The organism is Hymenobacter busanensis (genome assembly GCF_008727865.1).
In the GTDB taxonomy this organism is placed as follows: domain Bacteria; phylum Bacteroidota; class Bacteroidia; order Cytophagales; family Hymenobacteraceae; genus Solirubrum; species Solirubrum busanense.
The window spans coordinates 162149-180047 of sequence record NZ_VTWU01000005.1; the positions used below are offsets into that span (position 1 = coordinate 162149).

The 17899-nt window shown below is 62.4% G+C and carries 14 protein-coding genes; 4 read left to right on the forward strand and 10 right to left on the reverse strand.

Annotated features, from left to right (window positions below; all coding sequences use genetic code 11):
* Positions 1–3: 3 nt before the first annotated feature.
* From F0P96_RS14195 to F0P96_RS14220, 7 genes are all read right to left on the reverse strand, one after another.
* Positions 4–1659 (reverse strand): TldD/PmbA family protein, encoded by a 1656-nt coding sequence (locus F0P96_RS14195; RefSeq protein ID WP_151079570.1) that lies wholly within the window; start codon positions 1657–1659, stop codon positions 4–6.
* 127 nt (positions 1660–1786) lie between these two features.
* On the reverse strand, positions 1787–3118 hold the full coding sequence (locus F0P96_RS14200; protein WP_151079571.1) for a TldD/PmbA family protein: 1332 nt from the start codon (positions 3116–3118) through the stop codon (positions 1787–1789).
* Positions 3119–3176: 58 nt separating this feature from the next.
* Positions 3177–4829 (reverse strand): TldD/PmbA family protein, encoded by a 1653-nt coding sequence (locus F0P96_RS14205; protein ID WP_151079572.1) that lies wholly within the window; start codon positions 4827–4829, stop codon positions 3177–3179.
* A gap of 190 nt (positions 4830–5019) precedes the next feature.
* A complete protein-coding gene (locus F0P96_RS14210; protein ID WP_151079573.1) occupies positions 5020–6051 on the reverse strand; it encodes a 5-methylcytosine restriction system specificity protein McrC in 1032 nt (343 codons plus the stop codon).
* Between the two features lie 80 nt (positions 6052–6131).
* Positions 6132–7469, reverse strand: coding sequence for an AAA family ATPase (locus tag F0P96_RS14215; protein WP_151079574.1), 1338 nt, complete (start codon positions 7467–7469; stop codon positions 6132–6134).
* A 128-nt stretch (positions 7470–7597) separates the two neighbouring features.
* Positions 7598–7741 carry a hypothetical protein gene (locus F0P96_RS21035; protein ID WP_160620312.1) on the reverse strand — a complete coding sequence of 48 codons (144 nt, stop codon included), beginning with the start codon at positions 7739–7741 and terminating at the stop codon, positions 7598–7600.
* A 67-nt stretch (positions 7742–7808) separates the two neighbouring features.
* On the reverse strand, positions 7809–9905 hold the full coding sequence (locus F0P96_RS14220; RefSeq protein ID WP_151079575.1) for a sigma 54-interacting transcriptional regulator: 2097 nt from the start codon (positions 9903–9905) through the stop codon (positions 7809–7811).
* Positions 9906–10115: 210 nt separating this feature from the next.
* Between F0P96_RS14220 and F0P96_RS14225 the strand changes: the two genes are divergently transcribed.
* The 4 genes from F0P96_RS14225 (at position 10116) to F0P96_RS14240 (ending at position 14756) form a co-directional block, all read left to right on the forward strand.
* Positions 10116–11444 carry a TolC family protein gene (locus F0P96_RS14225; protein WP_151079576.1) on the forward strand — a complete coding sequence of 443 codons (1329 nt, stop codon included), beginning with the start codon at positions 10116–10118 and terminating at the stop codon, positions 11442–11444.
* Positions 11444–11890, forward strand: coding sequence for a universal stress protein (locus tag F0P96_RS14230; protein ID WP_151079577.1), 447 nt, complete (start codon positions 11444–11446; stop codon positions 11888–11890). The genes F0P96_RS14225 and F0P96_RS14230 overlap by 1 nt, the downstream gene beginning before the upstream one ends.
* Before the next feature lie 42 nt (positions 11891–11932).
* Entirely contained in the window at positions 11933–13063 is a 1131-nt protein-coding gene (locus tag F0P96_RS14235) for an HlyD family secretion protein (RefSeq protein ID WP_151079578.1), read from the forward strand.
* 121 nt (positions 13064–13184) lie between these two features.
* Complete coding sequence (locus tag F0P96_RS14240; protein WP_151079579.1) at positions 13185–14756, forward strand: DHA2 family efflux MFS transporter permease subunit; 1572 nt, start codon at positions 13185–13187, stop codon at positions 14754–14756.
* Positions 14757–14864: 108 nt separating this feature from the next.
* On the opposite strand, the gene F0P96_RS14245 is transcribed toward F0P96_RS14240, so the two are convergent.
* The 3 genes from F0P96_RS14245 to F0P96_RS14255 form a co-directional block, all read right to left on the reverse strand.
* Positions 14865–15926, reverse strand: coding sequence for a hypothetical protein (locus tag F0P96_RS14245; protein ID WP_235917477.1), 1062 nt, complete (start codon positions 15924–15926; stop codon positions 14865–14867).
* 226 nt (positions 15927–16152) lie between these two features.
* Positions 16153–17502: a TonB family protein gene (locus tag F0P96_RS14250; protein WP_160620314.1), complete on the reverse strand. Its 1350-nt coding sequence runs from the start codon at positions 17500–17502 to the stop codon at positions 16153–16155.
* On the reverse strand, positions 17480–17881 hold the full coding sequence (locus tag F0P96_RS14255; RefSeq protein WP_151079581.1) for a BlaI/MecI/CopY family transcriptional regulator: 402 nt from the start codon (positions 17879–17881) through the stop codon (positions 17480–17482). The genes F0P96_RS14250 and F0P96_RS14255 overlap by 23 nt, the downstream gene beginning before the upstream one ends.
* Positions 17882–17899 lie beyond the last annotated feature (18 nt).

The following is a 17899-nucleotide window of genomic DNA, read 5'->3' on the forward strand; positions in this document are numbered from 1 at the left end:
CAGTTAGCCGACTTTGCGGGCGGTGTTGATGACGTTGACGCCGTTGAAGCGCGTGGTGCTGCTGCCGTGGCTCACAGCCGAGCTTTGCGAGGGTTGGCCCTTGCCGTCGTTGAAGAAGCCGGCGAAACGGTAGTCGGATTCGTCGCAGGTGGCAGCGCAGGAATTCCAGAACTCCTGGGTGTTGGCCTGGTAGGCCACATCCTCGAGCATGCCAGTGATTTTGCCCTTCTCGATGGCGTAGAACACCTGCCCACCGAACTGGAAGTTGTAGCGCTGCTGGTCGATAGAGAACGAGCCGTTGCCGGCAATGTAGATGCCCTTGTCGACGCCGCTCACCAACTCATCCACCGAGAGCTTGGTTTTGCCCGGCTGCAGGCTCACGTTGGGCATGCGCTGGAACTGCACGTCCTGCCACGACTGCGCGTAGCAGCAACCGTCCGATTCGTTCTGCCCCACAATGTGCGCCTGGTCGCGAATCTTCTCGTAATCAACCAGAATGCCGTCCTTAATCAGCGGCCACTGCTTGGTTTTCACGCCCTCGTCGTCGTAGCCCACGGCGCCTAGTGAGCCGGGCTGGAGCTTGTCGGCCATGATGTTGACGACCTTCGAGCCGTAGGGCTTGCCCTGCTTTTTCCACTCCAAAGTGGCGAAGCTCGTGCCGGCAAAGTTGGCCTCGTAGCCCAGCACGCGGTCCAGCTCCAGCGGGTGCCCCACCGATTCGTGGATGGTGAGACCCAAATGGTGCGGGTCGAGCACGAGGTCGTACTTGCCCGGCGTCACCGACTTGGCCGTGAGCTTTTCCTTGGCTTGCTTGGCGGCGCGGCCGGCGTCTTCCAGCATGTCGTAGCTGTTTTTGTAGCCCACCACATCGGAGCCGGCCGGGCCCATTACTTTGTCGGCTGCCTTGGGCGTGAGGTACTCGTAGCCCAGGCCCATCGGTACGCTCAGGGCCTGCCGGCTGCGGAACTTGCCCGACTGCTTGTCGACCACCGTCACCCCGAACGTGGGCCAGATGCGGTGAATGTCCTGGTCGATGTAGGAGCCGTCGGTCGAGGCAAAGTACTTCTGCTCGTTCACCTGGAACAAGGCCGAATTGACGTAGCTCGCCCCGTTTTCCAACGCCTTGGCGTTGGCGGCCAGCAGCACGTCGACTTTCTGCGCGATGGGTACCTCAAAGGCGTTCTGCTGAATTGGAGCTTTCCACGAAACTTCGCCGTAGCCTTTCTGGGGGGCTAGCCTCACGGGCTCCTTCTGCACCTTCGCGTTGGCCTTGGCAATCTGCACGGCTAGCTGGGCGGCTTTGGCAATGCCCGCCTCCGTCACCGTGTTGGTGGCCGCAAAGCCCCAAGTGCCGTTGGCAATAACGCGCACGCCGGCCCCGAAGCTTTCGGTGCTCACGATGTTTTGCACCTGCTTTTCGCGGGTGAACAGGCTCTGGTTCAGGTAGCGCCCGATGCGCACGTCGGCGTAAGAAGCGCCAGCCGATTTCGCGGCGTTCAGCGCCGCGTCGGCTAGGCGTTTGTTTACCGTGGCGTCCATCACCGGTTCCAGCAAGCGGGCCGGGTCGACCACGGAGCCGCCGAAACTAGGGAAACTGGGAAGCAGCAGAGCGCCGGCCGCAGCAAGGCTGGACAGCTCAAGAAAGTCGCGTCGTTTCAAGGGAATAGGTTTTGGCGTTGAGAGAAGAGTGGGGCCGCATCAGTCGCCGATGAAGTATCATGCAGCGGCTTGGCAAAGCAAAAACAAACCCACCCGAAAACGCCGGGCGGGTTTGCAATGCGTCGATTTACACCGCGTCGGAGAGGCTGGTGAAGGTGAAGTCTCGGATTTTGAGCGGCGGAATCAGGTTGCCCGCCAGGCGCTGCGGCCGGCCGATGGCTTCCAGGTTATTCAGCATGATGATGGGCGACTCGTTGAAGCGGAAGTTCTTGATCGGGTGCTTGATCTTGCCGTTCTCGATGTAGAACGTGCCGTCGCGCGTCAGGCCAGTGTAAAGCAGCGTTTGCGGATCGACGGGGCGGATGTACCAGAGGCGCGTCACCAGGATGCCCTTGGCGGTGCTCTTGATCAGGTCCTGCGTCGACTGCGTGCCGCCTTCCATGATGAACGCGCCGGGCGGCGGCGTGGCGTCGATGCCCGATTTCTGGGCCCAGAAGCGCGACGAGAACATGTTCTTCACCACGCCCTTCTCAATCCAGGTGGTTTTCTGGCGCGGGCGGCCGTCGCCGGCAAAGGCCAAGTCGGGAATTTCGGGGTGCGTGGGGTCTGAGTAAATGGTTACGCGCGGGTCGAAGAGCTTCTCGCCCTTCTTGTTGCCGCCGCCCTTTTTGCTCAGGAACGAGCGGCCTTCGTCGGCCGAGCGGGCGTCGAAGGCGTTCATCAACGCGCCCAGCAAAGAGGCGTCGGAGTTGGACACCAGCGCGGCGGGCTCCAGAATGACGGTGTACTTGCCCGGTTCAATGGCCTTGGCGCCCACCGAACCGGCGGCTTTGTCGGCGGCAATCTGCGTCAGCCGGCCGGCGTCGAACTTGCCGATGTCGGTGTAGTCGGCCATGGCGTAGCCTGAGCCGGTACCGTCGGGCGTGCGCACCGTCACCGAAAAATCGAGGTTGGTGTACTGCTGGTAGGCTTCAAGGCCCTTCGAGTTGCGCTTGGCCACAAAGCCGGCCGTGTCTTCCAGAAAAGCCGCCGACGACAGTTTTTTCTGGTCGCAGAGCGCAATGCTGGCCCCGGCCTGTTTGGCGCGGTAGTCGGGCGTAATGCCGGCCGTGTTTTGGGCAAATGCGTTGGGCTGCAGGTACGTCTGCGGCCCAAGCATGGGCATGTACTCGGGGCTTTCCGGGGCGAGGCGCGCAATTTCCTCGGCCCGCTGCACGCAGCGCCGCAAGGTGTTGTCGTCGAACTCGTTGCAGGTGGCTATGCCCGAGCGTTTGCCGAAGCGGGACTCCACCACCACCGATACGTTGTCGACCGCGCCGCTGGTACTCACCATGTTGCGGGCCGTGCGGATGTTGCCACCGCTGCTGCCGTTGAGCGTCACTTCGCACTCGTCGGCCTTGCTGAAGCTGAGTACCTTCTTGAGAATGGTATTCGCGTCGTCTTTGGAAAGAATTGCCATGGGGCTAATGTGCTGATGTGGGAAATGTGCTGATGTGCTTTACCGCATGAGCACCTTCTTACCCGACTTTGCGGGCGGTGTTGATGACGTTGACGCCGTTGAAGCGCGTGGTGCTGCTGCCGTGGCTCACGGCCGACACCTGGCTGGGCTGGCCCTTGCCGTCGAAGAACGAACCCATCAGGCGGTAATCGGATTCGTCGCAGGTGGCAGCGCAGGAGTTCCAGAATTCCTGGGTGTTGGCCTGGTAGGCCACGTCTTCGAGCATGCCGGCAATCTTGCCTTTCTCGATGGCGTAGAACACCGTGCCGCCGAACTGGAAGTTGTAGCGCTGCTGGTCGATTGAGAACGAGCCGCGCCCGGCAATGTAAATGCCCTTGTCGACGCCCTTAATCATGTCGTCCACGCTCAGCTTCTGCGTACCGGGCTTGAGGCTGACGTTGGCCATGCGCTGGAACTGCACGTCCTGCCACGACTGGGCATAGCAGCAGCCATCTGACTCGTTTTGGCCCACGATGTGCGCTTGGTCGCGGGTTTTCTGGTAGTCCACCAGCATGCCCTCCCGAATGATGTCCCACTGCTTGGTTTTCACGCCTTCATCGTCGTAGCCCACCGCGCCCAGGGTATTGGGCTGCAGCTTGTCGGCCACGATGTTGACTACTTTCGAACCGTAGGGCTTGCCCTGCTTTTTCCACTCCAGCGTGGCAAACGAAGTGCCCGCGTAGTTGGCCTCGTAGCCCAGTACGCGGTCCAGCTCGGTGGCGTGACCTACCGACTCGTGGATGGTCAGGCCCAGGTGGTTAGGGTCGAGCACGAGGTCGTACTTGCCCGGCGTCACCGACTTGGCCGTGAGCTTTTCCTTGGCCTGTTTAGCCGCCAGCGCGGCATCTTCCAAGATGTCGTAGCTGTTTTTGTAGCCGATAAGGCCCGTGCCGGCCGGCCCGGCAATCTTGTCGGCCGCTTTCGGCACCATGTACTCGTAGCCCATGCCCATGGGCGAGCTAAGTGCCTCCCGGCTACGGAACTTGCCCGACTGCTTGTCGATGGCCGTGACGCCGAACGTGGGCCAGATGCGGTGCACGTCCTGGTCGATGTAAGAGCCGTCGGTCGAGGCAAAATACTTCTGCTCGTTCACCTGGAACAAGGCCGAATTGACGTAGTTGGCGCCGTTGTCGAGGGCTTTCGCGTTGGCGGCCAGCAGCAGCTCCACCTTCTGCGCGATGGGCACCTCGAAAGCGTTCTGCTGAATGGGCGTCTTCCAGCTCACTTCGCCGTAGCCTTTCTGGGGCGCGAGCTTCACGGGCTCCTTCTGCACCTTCGCGTTGGCCTTGGCAATCTGCACGGCCAGTTGCGCGGCCTTCGCCATACCGGCTTCAGTCACGGTATTCGTGGCCGCAAAGCCCCAGGTGCCATTCGCCAATACCCGCACGCCGGCTCCGAAGCTTTCGGTGCTGGCAATGTTCTGCACCTGCTTTTCGCGGGTGAACACACTTTGGTTCAAGTAGCGCCCGATGCGCACGTCGGCGTAAGTGGCGCCAGCCGACTTGGCCGCGTTCAGGGCCGCGTCGGCCAGGCGTTTGTTTACGCCCGCGTCCATCACCGGTTCCAGCAAGCGGGCCGGGTCGACCAGCGTGCCGCCGAAGCCGGGGAAGCTCGGCAGAAACAGGGCACCGGCGGCAAGGCCGGTTAAGCCCACAAAATCACGTCGTTTCAAAAGCGTAATGGTTTGGTGATAGAAGAGGACAACGAGGGGAATGGGCTCGTTTCGGAGGCAATGACGACGCGCTGCCGCCGTGGATGCACGCAAAACCAGCGGAAACCGCAGAAAAGAACCGCTAATCCTATCAAAAAAGCAAAAGCCGCCCGAAACGTCGGGCGGCTTTGCAACGTGGACCCCGCTGAAGCTACGCCACGAGGGTCAGCAAATCGGCCGCAATGCCGGGCCAGGGCTGGTTCAGGTCGATGGTGACGACGCGCACCGGAAAGCCACCAAGAGTATAGCGCAAGTCGGCGGTGTGGGTAGCGGCGGGGTAGAGCAACACGCCTTCGAGCTGCTGCCCGGCCGGCGCGGGTTGGTTTTGCAGATAGGTGTAGAGCTGGTAGAGGTGCGGTGAAATCAGCCGCTGCCGGTCGTAGTGCGGCTTGAAGGCGGCCGTGTAGTACTTGGTATCGAGAATGATTTTGCGCGCCGGCGACTCAAGGGTGGTGTCGGTAATCATGCTTGGCAGCAGCTCCAGGTCGGCGGCTTGCTCGGCCTGGGCCTGCCAGCTGATGGTTTCGCTTAGCACGCGGTAGCGCCGCTGCTCCAGCCGGTAGAAGTTGCGCACGAACCGCTCAAACAGCTGCGCCATCAAGGTTTCGTCGCGCCGGAAATCGTGGAATCGGGTGCGGCCTTCGGTGTCGGGCTCGGGCAGAGCCGTGCGGTAAATCAGGTCGCAGATGTTAAGCAGGAAGCCCTCGGCGCCGGGCAAGCGTAGGCGGCGCACGGTGCGCAGCTGGTGGCGGGTAAACGGGGCCGCCTGCAGCTCCTCGGGCAAGCGGGCCCGCACCCGGCGCACTTCTTGGCGCAGGCTGGCGGGCAGGTGGCGCGTGCGGCTCAGCACCTCAAGCGTGCCGGCCAGCAGCTGGTTGAACGGCGTGTTTGGGCCCAACTCGTCGAAAGCGCACACGGCGCGGCCCTGACGCAGCAAGTCGCGGGAAATGGTGGGCGTGAGCAGGATGCGGCCGCGCAGCTCGGGCAGCTCCGCCTCACGCTCGGCGTAGCCCAGCGGCAAACCCTGCTGCACCAGCCGCCGCGTGCCAATGAGCAGCATGTGGGTGAGCAATTCCAGCGGCCGGTGGAACGTGCTTGTGTCCACGCGCTGCCACTCGCCGTGCTCGGGCAGGCGGTTCCAGGCATAGCAGAGCAGGTAGTACAGATTCTGGATCGGGACCACGGATTCTCGCGGATTATTTTCGGATTAATCGGATTTTGTGGACGACTCAGCGCAACCCCATGCAGGTGACGCAGTACTTCCTAAGTTCTAAGCAACCGCTGCTTGTGTGCCTCAGCTTGTGCGGGCTGATCGAACCAATACTCGTCGAGCAGCGGCGCTATTTCCTGCTCCAAAATCAAGTGCAGCCACGTGGGCGCCTCAGCGGGGCGCGCGGGTGGCAGGCAGAAGTAACTGTGGCCGATCTGAAAATCGGGGCCCAGTTCGGGGTCGGCGGCAATGGCTTGGTTGAGCTCGATCATGCGGCTCAGCAGCCGCTCGGTCACGGCGGCGGAAACGCCTTGCTTCAGTAGCAACTGCCGCAGCGGCTGGCCAAACTCCGGCTCCATGTTCACGAAAGCGAAGCGGCGGCGCAGGGCGTAATCCAGCGGGGCCAGAGAGCGGTCGGCCGTGTTCATCGTGCCGATGAGGTACAGGTTGTCGGGCACGAAAAAGCGTGGGGCAGTAGCCGGCGAGTAGGGTAGGCGCACAGCGTGGCGCGCACCGCGTTTGTCGGGCTCCAGCAGCACCAGCAGCTCGCCGAAAATGCGGTTCAGGTGGCCGCGGTTGATTTCGTCGATGAGCAGGATAAACGGCCGTTGCGGGTCCTGCGCGGCGCGGCGGCACACGTCGGGCAGCACGCCATCGGCGAGGTGGAAACCGCCGTGGCCGTCGGGCCGGAAACCCTGCACGAAGTCCTCGTAGCTGTAGCTGGGGTGAAACTGCACCAACTCCACGCGGGTTTCGTCGGTGGCGCCGAGCAGCAGCCACGCCAGGCGGCGGGCCAGAAACGTTTTGCCCGTGCCCGGCGGACCCTGCAGAATCAGGTTGCGCTTGCGTTCCAGCCCGGCCAGCGCGTCGTCGAGCTTGTCGCCGGAAATAAACAGCTCGGCCAGCGCCGCGGCACGGTTGTATGGTTCGGCTGGCGCGGCACCGTAGGCGGTTTCGGGTTCCTGAACTTGTAGCTGGGCCTCGGCCGCCGGCGCAGCCGATTTGCGCGGCGCGGACGGCTGCGGAATTTCGTCGGCCGCCAAGCCGGTGTACAGGCCCTGCATGGCTTCCTGCGCGGCCACGTCGCCGTCGTGGGGCGAGTTGGCCAGCACCGGCCGCTTGGTCGTTACCGTAAAGCTCAGCTTTTCGAGCACCTGGTTGGTAGGCGCACCGGCGGGCAGGGGCCATGCGGCCTCCGTTTCGCCGGTAGCCAGCCGGAAGGCCAGCTCGGCCACCGGCCGGGGCGGGTAGCGCCGGCCTCGAAACAGCAAATCGTACACCGTGCTTGGCGTCAGCTCGCGGGCTTCGCGGTCGATCTGGCGCAGGGCGCGCAGCACATGCTCGCGGGTGAGCAAGGACGAATCGGGGGGCGAGGCGGGAGCGGAGGGCATGCGACGGTAAGGTACAGGCAAAACGCCAACAGCAGCGCGGTAGTTCGCTTTATCGGGCTGGGCAGGGCAAAAACAAAAGCCCGTTGCTCAGGGCTGAACAACGGGCGTCGAAGGGTTACAGCAAGGAGTTAGCGTTGCTTGTCGTGGGCTTTGTCGGGCGTAATGGTTTTGCCCTTGTTGGTGGCTTGGTTGGTGTTCGGCCGCTGGTCTTCCTGCTTTTTGCGGGCCGGGTCGTCGTGTTGCGGGGTCTTGGGAACGTTCGTGGCGGGCATGGCTGAAATCAGTTATGAGGTGAAACCATGTCTTAGTGTACGCAGATCAGCCCGTTATGGTCAGCCCTTATGTGGCCCGATGCTCGCGCCGAATGCCCAGCTTTTTCATGCGGGCCTCCAGCGTTTTGGCGTTGATATCGAGCAGCACCGCTGCGCCGTTGGCCCCGCTCACGCGCCCACCGGTGCGCCGCAGGGCCTCTAGAATATGGTCGCGCTCCTGCTCCTGCAGGGTTTTCAGCGGCGCCGATGAGCCAGCACCCGCCGAAACCGCCGCCTGCGTAGCGCCCGACGAAAAGCCCGCAAACTCCAAAAACGGCCCCTGCGAGGCAATAACGGCGCGCTCAATCACGTGCTCCAACTCCCGGATGTTGCCCGGCCACGGGTACTGCTGCAGGGCCCGCAGGTCGCGGGCCCGCAGGCCGCGCACGGGCCTGCCCAGCTTCTTGGTGTAGCGCTCCAGAAAGTGCCGGATCAGCGGCTCAATGTCCTCGGCCCGTTCGCGCAGGGCGGGCAAGTGAATCGGAAACACGTCGAGGCGGTAATATAAATCGGCGCGGAAACGGCCGGCGGCTACCTCTTCCTCCAGCACGCGGTTGGTGGCGGCAATCACGCGGGCATCGGAGCGAATGACGCGCCGTCCGCCGATGCGCTCAAACTCCTTTTCCTGCAGCACGCGCAGCAGCTTGGCCTGCAAATCGAGCGGCAACTCCCCGATTTCGTCAAGGAACACGGTGCCGCCGTCGGCTAGCTCAAACTTGCCGATGCGCCGTTCGACGGCGCCCGTAAACGCGCCTTTCTCGTGGCCGAACAGCTCGCTTTCGATGAGCTGCGCGGGCAGGGCGGCGCAGTTGATTTTGATGAGCGCCCGTTCCTTGCGCGGCGAGAGGTTGTGCAATGCCCGCGCAATCAGCTCTTTGCCGGTTCCGGTTTCGCCCGTAATGAGCACGGTGCTGTCGGTGGGCGCCACTTGCGAGATGCGCGTAAACACCTGCTGCATCACGGCGCTGGTGCCCACGAAGTCGCCGAACCGGGCCGCGGCCGCGTCGTTGATTTCGTCGATGAGGTAGGTTCGCTCCCGCTCCAGCTGGGCCCGCAGCGCATCAATCTGCTCGAAGGCAAACACGTTCTGGATGGCCAGCGTCACCTGCGGCACCAGGCTCAGAATCAGTTCCAGCGTCTCGTCGCTGAAAGCGTTGGGCAGGCGACTGGCCATGATGAGCGCGGCGGCCTGTTCGTCGCCCACCCACAGCGGCGCGCACAGCAATGACTGCGTGCCGCGCTGCTCGCGGATGTAACGCATTAGGGCGTAGCGCTGGGCCAAGTCCTCAAAATCGGCGCCTACGTACACGCCGGGGCTCGAAAACAACGCCGCTACGGCCTGCTTGCTGGCCTCGGGGTCGGGAATGCCGTCGTAGCGGTTTTCCCCCAGGGCCTCGAACTGTCCATCGGGCTGTTTGGCAAATTCGGCGAAGGCCCGCACTTCGGTGCCCGGCATGCGCACACGCACCCCAAAATAGTCGCAGGGGACCACGCGGTCGATTTCGGTGGCAATAGTGCGGAACAGCGTTTCGCGGTCCTTGATGGTGAGCAAGGCGTTATTGACGGCCAGCTGGGTGGTTTTCTGCCGTTCGCGGCGGGCTATTTCGTCGAAAGCCAGCGTGTTATTGACGGCTACAGCCACCAGGCTGCCGATTTTCTCGAGCAGGCTCACATCGGCAGGGGAGAAGTCGGAGGCGCGGCGGGCCAGCAACGACAGCATGCCAATGAGCTGCCCGCCGGTGCGCAAGGGCACAACGGTGAGGTAGCGCATGCCGCGCTCCACCATCAGAGCAAACGGCTCGAAGGTGGGGTACTGGGCCGCCACCTCCACCAAATCGTACTGCTGCAGGTGCGGCGCTTTGATGAACTGCTCGATGGGCGAGTTTTCAATGGACAACTTGCTGGGCTTACGCCCCGGCAGCGGCGGCAGCAACTCGCCGAGGTAGTCGCGCAGGAACACGCGGCGGTACTGCTGCTCGGCGTCGAAGGTGAGGATGGTAATGGCGTCGAAGGGAAAAATCAGCCGCAGCTTCTCCGTCACGATGCGAAACAGCTCGTCTTTGTTGCGGGTGGTGGCAATGGTTTCATTGAGGTACAGCAGCAGCGACTCGTCTTGATCGGGCATGATTCTTCCTGATATGTCAGGAACAAAAATTGGGAAATTCTGAAATATCAGGAAAATAGAACTGTGTAACCAGGTGCAAATAAAGGTGAGATTAAAAAATAATCTGCCTTTTTGAGTTGCTGAAGTCGGTTTTGGAAGAATTTTTTAATCTGGAAAACCCCTTGGCACAAGCTTGGGTATTAGCGGGGCGACCATACGTTGTCACCCGCTATGATTTCTCGACCATTTTTCACCGTGTCGGCCCTGGCCAGCTTAGGATTGCTGCTGGGCCACGCGGCGCAGGCGCAAACCGTAACCCTGCCCGGCGACTCGCTCACGCTCGTGGGCACCGTGCAGGCCGTGCTTGATGCCAACCCCGCGCTTACCTCGCTGGAAGAAGAAGTAAATGCCGCCACCAGCCGCGTGCAGCAAAGCCGCGGCGGCTTTCTGCCGCAGGTGAGCGGCCAGGCTACTTACACCCGCATCGACCCGGTGGTGAAGCTGCAGCTGAGCCCCGACGCGCCGGTATTTCAGCTGGCGCCCAACAACAACTACGACGCCCACATTACGCTGCAGTACGGTCTGCTCGACTTCGGCAAGAAGGAAGCCAGCTACAACCTGGCCGAAAGCCGCCGCCTGACGGCCGCCGACCAGATCAACGTGACGCGCCGCGACCTGGCGTATTCGGCCGTGCAGGCTTATTACAACATCCTGTTCGTGCGCGAAAGCATCAAGGTGCAGGACGCGCAGATTGCCTCGCTCCGGCAGCACCAGCGCGAGATGGAGAAGCGCGTGGAAGGCGGCGTAAGTACCCGCTTCGACGTGACAACCACGCAGGTGCGCATCACGCAGGCCGAAAACACCCGCATCGACCTGCAGAACCAGTTGCGCAACCAGCAGGTGCAGCTGGCCCGCCTGCTACACAAGCCCGAGTACACCGACACGCCCGTGCGCGGTACGTTTGCCTACCAGCCCCAGCCGGTTGACTTGAACCAGGCCTTAACGCAGGCCAGCGAAAACCGACCCGAAATAAAGCTGGCAAAGGACGCCGAAAACACGGCCACCATGAACCTGCGGGTGATTGAGCGCGCCAACATGCCCACCCTGGGCGTGGGGGCACAGTTCGGCGCCAAAAACGGTTACCTGCCCGAGTTGAATAAGATTCGACCTAACTCCGTAGGCGTGGCCCAGCTTTCGGTGCCCATTTACGACGGCAACAAGAACCGCAACCAGCGCGTGGAAGCCCAGGCCACCATTCGCTCGTTGCAGGCTCGCACCCAAGACACGCAGGAGCAGATTCGGGCCGATGTGCGGCAGGCCGCCAACAACATGGACGCCAGCGCCGCCCGCTACACCAACGCCGAAGCGCAGATTGTGCAGGCCTCCGATGCGCTTACCCGCGCTCAGGCCCGCTACCGCTACGGCGTAGGCTCGAACCTCGACGTGCTGGACGCCGAGACCCAGCTGGCCCAGGCCCGCTTGGCCCGCCTGCAGGCCATCTACAACTACACGCTGGGACAGTACCAGCTCAAGCGCGCTACCGGCGAGCAAATCTGGTAATGATGCAGCTGGTCACCATTCTTTGTCCGCTCGATTTCTCGGCGGCCTCGGCTCCGCTGCTGGCCTATGCCACGGCCCTGGCTAGCTGCACCGGCGCCGAACTGCGCCTGCTGCACGTGCTGGAGCCGCAACTGGTGCTGAGCGGCGAGACGGCGGCCCTGCCCGAGCCGGAAGCCCAACAGCTACTGCTGCAGTACCAGGCCCAGGCTGCCCAGGCCGGCGCCCAGCGCGTAGCAACCTTGGTACGCCACGGCGAGGCGGCCCGCGAAATTGTGCGGGAGGCCGCTGAGCACCACGCCGACCTGATTGTAATTGGGTCGCACGGGCAAACGGGCCTGACCCGTTTCCTGATGGGCAACACCGCCGAGCACGTGGTCCGCTGCGCCCCATGCGCCGCCATTCTCGTAAAACCCCAGTCCGACAGCGCGTTCCGCCAGTCGGCCTAAGCTTTTCTCCCGACTTTCCATCCTTTCTTATTTCGCATCCGAATGGCAACGCAAGAACCGGTTGTAGACCGCCCCCTTTCGCAAACCGGTGGCCCAGCCCAACCCGCCGCCGTTGACACCGCCTACGACGAGCAGCCCGAGGGCCGCTCGAAGCGCCCGATTGTATTGCTGGTACTGGCCCTGTTGCTGCTCGTGGGCGGCTACTTCGGCTACCAACGCTACCAGTTTGGCCAAACCCACGAAGAAACCGACGACGCGCAAGTAGAAGGCGATATTTACCCCGTACTGCCCCGCGTGGCCGGGCCGGTGCTGGAGGTGAAAGCCGAAGACAACCAAGAAGTGAAAAAGGGCGACGTGCTCGTGACGCTCGACCCCGGCGACTATCAGCAGCGCGTGAATGCCGCGCAGGCTGCTTTGGCTGCCGCGCAAGCCAATGTGGTAGCCGCCCGCGCCGCCGTGGGCACGGCTTCGGCCGGCGTCAGCCAGGCGCAGTCGGCCATTGGCGTGAGCGACGCCAACCGCGCGCGTCTGGAGAAAGACCTGAAGCGCAGCCAGTTCCTGCGCAAGGAAGACATCATCCCGCAAAGCGAGCTGGATGCCGTGCAGGCCAACCTGAAAGCTACCAGCGCCCAGCGTGCCACCGCCGCCGACCAGGTGAACGTGGCTCGTCAGCAGGTAGCTGCGGCCCAGCAGCAGGTAGCCGTGGCGCAGGCCATTGTGAAGCAGCGCCAAGCCGACCTTGACAATGCCCTGCTGCAGCTGAGCTACGTGACCATCAAGGCCCCGACCAACGGCATCATCAGCAAGAAGAACGTGCAGCCGGGCCAGGTGGTAGCGCCCGGGCAGCAGCTGATGGGCCTGGTAGCCAGCAACCGCACCTGGATTATTGCCAACTTCAAGGAAACCCAGCTGGAAAACATGCGCGTGGGCCAGCCGGTGCAGGTAGAAGTTGATGCGTACCCAAACGAGGAATTTACCGGCCACATCGAGTCGTTGTCGCCGGCTACGGGCGCACGCTTCGCCCTGCTGCCGCCCGACAACGCCTCCGGCAACTTCGTGAAAGTGACCCAGCGCGTGCCCGTGCGCATTGCCCTAGACAAAGTAGACCCCGAGCACCCGCTGCGCGCCGGCATGAGCGTGACGGCAACGGTAGCAACGAAGGGGAACAAGTAATTCACCTGTCATCCCGCGCTTGCGAAGGACCTTCTCACGGCGGAACGACTGTCGCTGGATAGTGGCTATCGGGCGTGGCAAGGTCCTTCCTTCATCGGGATGACGCTATTAAGCATCAGCATTGGAAACCGGATTTACCAAGTGGATCATCGTCGTCACGGTGGTGATGTGCTGCTTGCTGGAGCTTATTGACACCAGCATCGTGAACGTGGCCCTGACCCAGATGATGGGCAACCTCTCGGCCACGCAGCAGGAGGTGAGCTGGGTAGTAGCGTCCTACGCCATTGCCAACGTTATCGTGATTCCGATGACGGGCTTTCTGGCCGAGCAGTTCGGCCGCAAAAACTACTACCTGTTCTCGGTAGTGCTGTTCACGCTGGCCTCCATGGCTTGCGGGCAGAGCACCAACATCTGGGAGCTGGTCGCCTTCCGCTTCATTCAGGGCGTGGGCGGCGGCGCCCTTATGGCCACCTCGCAAGCCATCCTCATCGACACTTTCCCGCCCAACCAGCTGGCCCTGGGCCAAGCGTTGTTCGGCATGGGGGTCATCATCGGCCCCACCATCGGCCCCACGCTCGGCGGCTACATCGTGGATAACTACGACTGGCCCTGGATTTTCTACGTGAACGTGCCGGTGGGCGTGCTGGCCTCCATTTTCACCGTCACGTTCATTCGCGACCCGGAGCGCATCAAAAACGCCGTCCGCAGGCCCATTGGGGAAATCGACTGGGCCGGGGTATTCCTGCTGATTCTGGGCGTGGGCTCGTTGCAGTACGTGCTGGAGCAGGGCGAAAGCAAAGACTGGTTCGAGGACCAGAACATCCTGCTCTTCACGGGCTTCACCGTCATCGGGCTGGCCGGTTTTGTCTGGCGCGAACTGACGGCCCGGCAACCCATTGTAGACCTGCGGGTATTGGGCAAGAGCCGCAACCTGGCCGTGGGGGCGTTTCTCTCCTTTATCCTCGGTTTCGGGCTCTTTGCCTCGGTGTTTGTCTTTCCCATTTTCTGCCAGCGCATTCTGGGCTTTACGGCGGCCCAAACCGGCTATCTGCTGTTGCCGGGCGCTTTGCTCACGGGCTTTATGATGCCCATGGTGGGCAAGATGATTCAGAAAGGAGTGTCGCAGAAATTCATGCTGCCGGTGGGCTTCGTGGTGTTCTTCTTCTTCTCGTACTGGATGAGCACCCAGATTTCGCCCACCGCCGGCGAGCATGACTTTTTCTGGCCGCTGATGCTGCGCGGTTTCGGCTTGGCGTTGCTCTTCCTGCCCATCACCACCATGTCGTTGGCCGGCCTCAGCGGCAAAGATGCGGGCCAGGCCGCCGGCCTCACCGGCATGATTCGCCAGCTCGGCGGCTCGTTTGGGGTGGCCCTGGTGGGTACGTATCTGGAGCGCACCACCATGCAAAACCGCGTGGGCCTGATCGAGGATGTGTCGCTCTACGACCCCGAAACCCAGCAGCGCCTGCAGGGCTTGGTGGCCAATTTCATGGCCAAAGGCGCCAGCTTTGTGCAGGCGCAGCAGCAGGCCTACGCCGCCCTCGAAGGCATGGTTATGAAGCAAACGGCCCTCATCACGTATTCGCAGACCTTCCTGATGATCGGCTCCTTCTTCATGCTTTGCATCCCGCTCGTGTTCCTCATCAAGCGGCCCAAGCCGGGCGTGAAGGTCGACCTGAATGCGGCGCACTAAAGCTCCGTTAGCAGCACCCAACAGAAAGCCCCGGCCGCATGCGGCCGGGGCTTTCTGTTGGGTCCAAGTGCGGTTCGGGTGTCAACCGACCACCCAGAGCCTAGCGACCTATTGGTATTGAATGTACAGGGGCTTGGGAGTGAGCTGCGTCAGTACTTCGGTGGGCGTCATCAGGTGGTGCGGCTTGGGCTTGGGGTCGTACTCGTAGAAGAGCTTGAAGCCCGTGTACTGCACCGGCTCGGTCTGGATGTAGTCGTGGTACGAGTCCTTTTTCAGCGTCGGTTCGCCGTGGCCGTCCATGTGCATCACCACCTGCACGCGCGGGTCGAGCTTGATGTTTTTATAGTTGGTCACCATTTTCCGCGTGAAGCGGTGCACGGTCAGCACCTTGGGCGGCAGGTGGTTTTCGCTCACGATGCGCGCCAGGAAGTTGATGGTGAAGTTGATGTCCTTGGCGTCGAGGGTGCCGATGCGCTGGTTGGGGCGGATGCCCGGCATGGTGGCCAGCGAAAACTCGGGGTCGATGCCCAGGTGAATGGTCGGGTCCTTCAGGTATTCTTCCAGCTTGGGCAGCTCGACCTGCAGCGTGCTGTGGCCCGGCTGCACGTCCAGAAACAGGATGCAGTTGTGCTCTTTGGCCCACTTGCGCACTTCCTCAATGGTGGCTTTGGAGTTCATCAGGCGCCACTTGCCGTCTTTGCCGGGCGTGCCCTGGGCCGTGATGGTCACGTTGTGCAGGGCCGGCTGCACCGGAATGCTGGGGTCGGCGGCTTGCCACTCGGCCAACACCTTCTCGAACTTGCGGAACATCTGCTCCTTCGGCTCACGACCCAAGATGCCCATGCCCTTTGAGCGGATGTTGCCATAGAAGGCCACGATTCGCTTGCCCGGCAAAATGGCGCCCGGCAGTTGCCCGCTTTTGCGCACAATCGAGTCGGCCTTCAGCGAGTCGCGGCGCATGGCCTCGCGCTTCAGTGCTACCGTATCGATGACGGCGGGCTTGACGGCTTCAGCCGAATCGGCGGCGGTAGCACCGGTTTCGGCGTCGGAGCGGGTAGAGCAGCTGGGAGTGAGGGTAGTGGTGAGCAACAAGCCCAGCACGGGCAGCGCCACGGCTGCGAGGCGGGAGGTACGCGGGAAATAAGTCACTATGAGGGTGTTGGTGGGCAAAGGTGTAGCAGCAAAGATAGGGCGTTTCGTGGGGAGAATGGAAGAACTACCGGAGCTTAGGGCATTAAAAGCGAGTTAAAACGCAGCGCCGCTCCTCTGCTGCCGTGTGCAGGAGAGGAGCGGCGCAGGCCAAAATAGATAGGTGCTACCGAGTGCTCGAAGCCGAAAAGAAATAGGCAAGCATGACGGGCCGGAGGCGCAGGCATCGGCCAAGCCGGTCCATCTATCAGCAATTTTTATCCGAGGGGTTCAGTGCGGGAAAAAGCCCGAGCTTGGCGGCCTGCCACGGGAGGGCAAACGAAACCGGCACGGTGCAGCCCACCGATACCGGGCGCTTATTCTGAGAGCCAGCCGTCCAGCGGCCGGGCAGGTTGCGCACGGCAAGTAGCGCTGCCTGGTTCATCTCGTCGGCCATCCACTGCTTGTCCGGGCTGGTCCTCACGCCTTTTTGCACGTGTATGTCGCGCATCTGGCCTTGCGAGTCGATGGTAAAATGCACGTACACCTTGCCTTCCACATGGGCTTGCCTGGCGGCGGTCGGGTACTTGATCTGGGCACCCAGGTCACGCATCAATTGCTGCAAACCACCCGCGTACTCGGGCATGCGTTCTGCGAAACCGTATACGCGCTCTTTGCCGGGAGCAGGCGCGGGAGTCTCCTGGGCAGCGGGGGCTGACGGCGGAGTCAGCGGTTCGGCCTTTTCACAGGCTGCCGTGCCCACCAGCAGGCTCAGTAGCGGCAGTACGAGCCACTGCTTCCAGCGGCGCACAGGTGTTCTACTACTTAGCATAGCAATGCGGTTCAAGGTTTGGGAAGTGGAAAAAGAGTGAGCTGGCGGCGGAGCGGCGGCAAACTGCGCCACCGCCAGCCGGGCCAGCAAAGCGGAGTAAACGGTGGGGGCTGCCGCGGGATAGGCGGCAGCGGCATCGGCGAGATACTCGTGGGTGAGGCGCAGCGCCCGGCCGTGCAGGTACACGAACGGATTGAACCAAAGCACCGCCTGCCAGCAATTCAGCCACAGGCAATCGGCCGAATGGCCCTGCTGCACGTGGGCTACTTCGTGGCGGAGCACCTGCGCTGCCTCCGCGGGCGTGAGCGGCGCGGTTTCGTCCCAGTACACGTTGCGCCCAAACGAGCTAATAGGTAGTCGGCCGCCCGTCAGACGCAGCGTGTAGCCGGACTGGGGCTGCCGGGGCAGCCCGCGACTCATCCACCACAGCTGACCTAAGCCGCGCACAGGGTGTAGTAGGCTCACCAGCACACCGCCTGCGTACATCAACCCCAGCCAAGACCAGGGCAGCGGGGCAGCGGCGGCTGGGACACCGCCCACGCGAACTTCAGGCAGCCAGGTAGCAGGAAGCCAAGTGGTCGGCAACGTCGGCAGGGCAGTTGCTGAGTTGAACCAGTTCAGTGGCAGCAGCGGCAGGGTCGCTGCCAGCAGTGGAGCGAGCAGCAGGATCCCCCGGTTGAACTGAAACGACCGTTCGCGGTATAGCACCAAGCGGTAAAACAGCCAGCATACGCCCAGAAAAAGCGTGCTTTGGCCCATCCAATTAAGCAGGTTGATGGTCGTCATCGGTAGGCGGATTGGGGTTTGGGTGGGCATGGCGCAGCAGTTCGTCCAGTTGCGCGGCGGTCAGGTTTTCTTCCTTCGCGAAAAAGGACACCAAGCGGCTGAACGAGCCACCGAAGTAGCCGCCGAGCAGCTTGCCCAACGAGAAACGGCGGTAGTCGTCCTGTGGCACCAAGGCGTGGTAGCGGTGCGTGCGCCCGAAAGCTTCGTGACCTACGTAGCTCTTTTGTTCCAGAATCCGAATGATGGTGGACACCGTGTTGTAGGCCGGTCGTGGCGCGGGCATTTCGGCCAGCACTTCTTTCACGAAGGAAGGACCCAAGCGCCAGAGCACTTGCATTACCTGTTCTTCGGCGCGGGTGAGTTCGGGGAGGTTCTGCATAATGGAAATGATGAACTG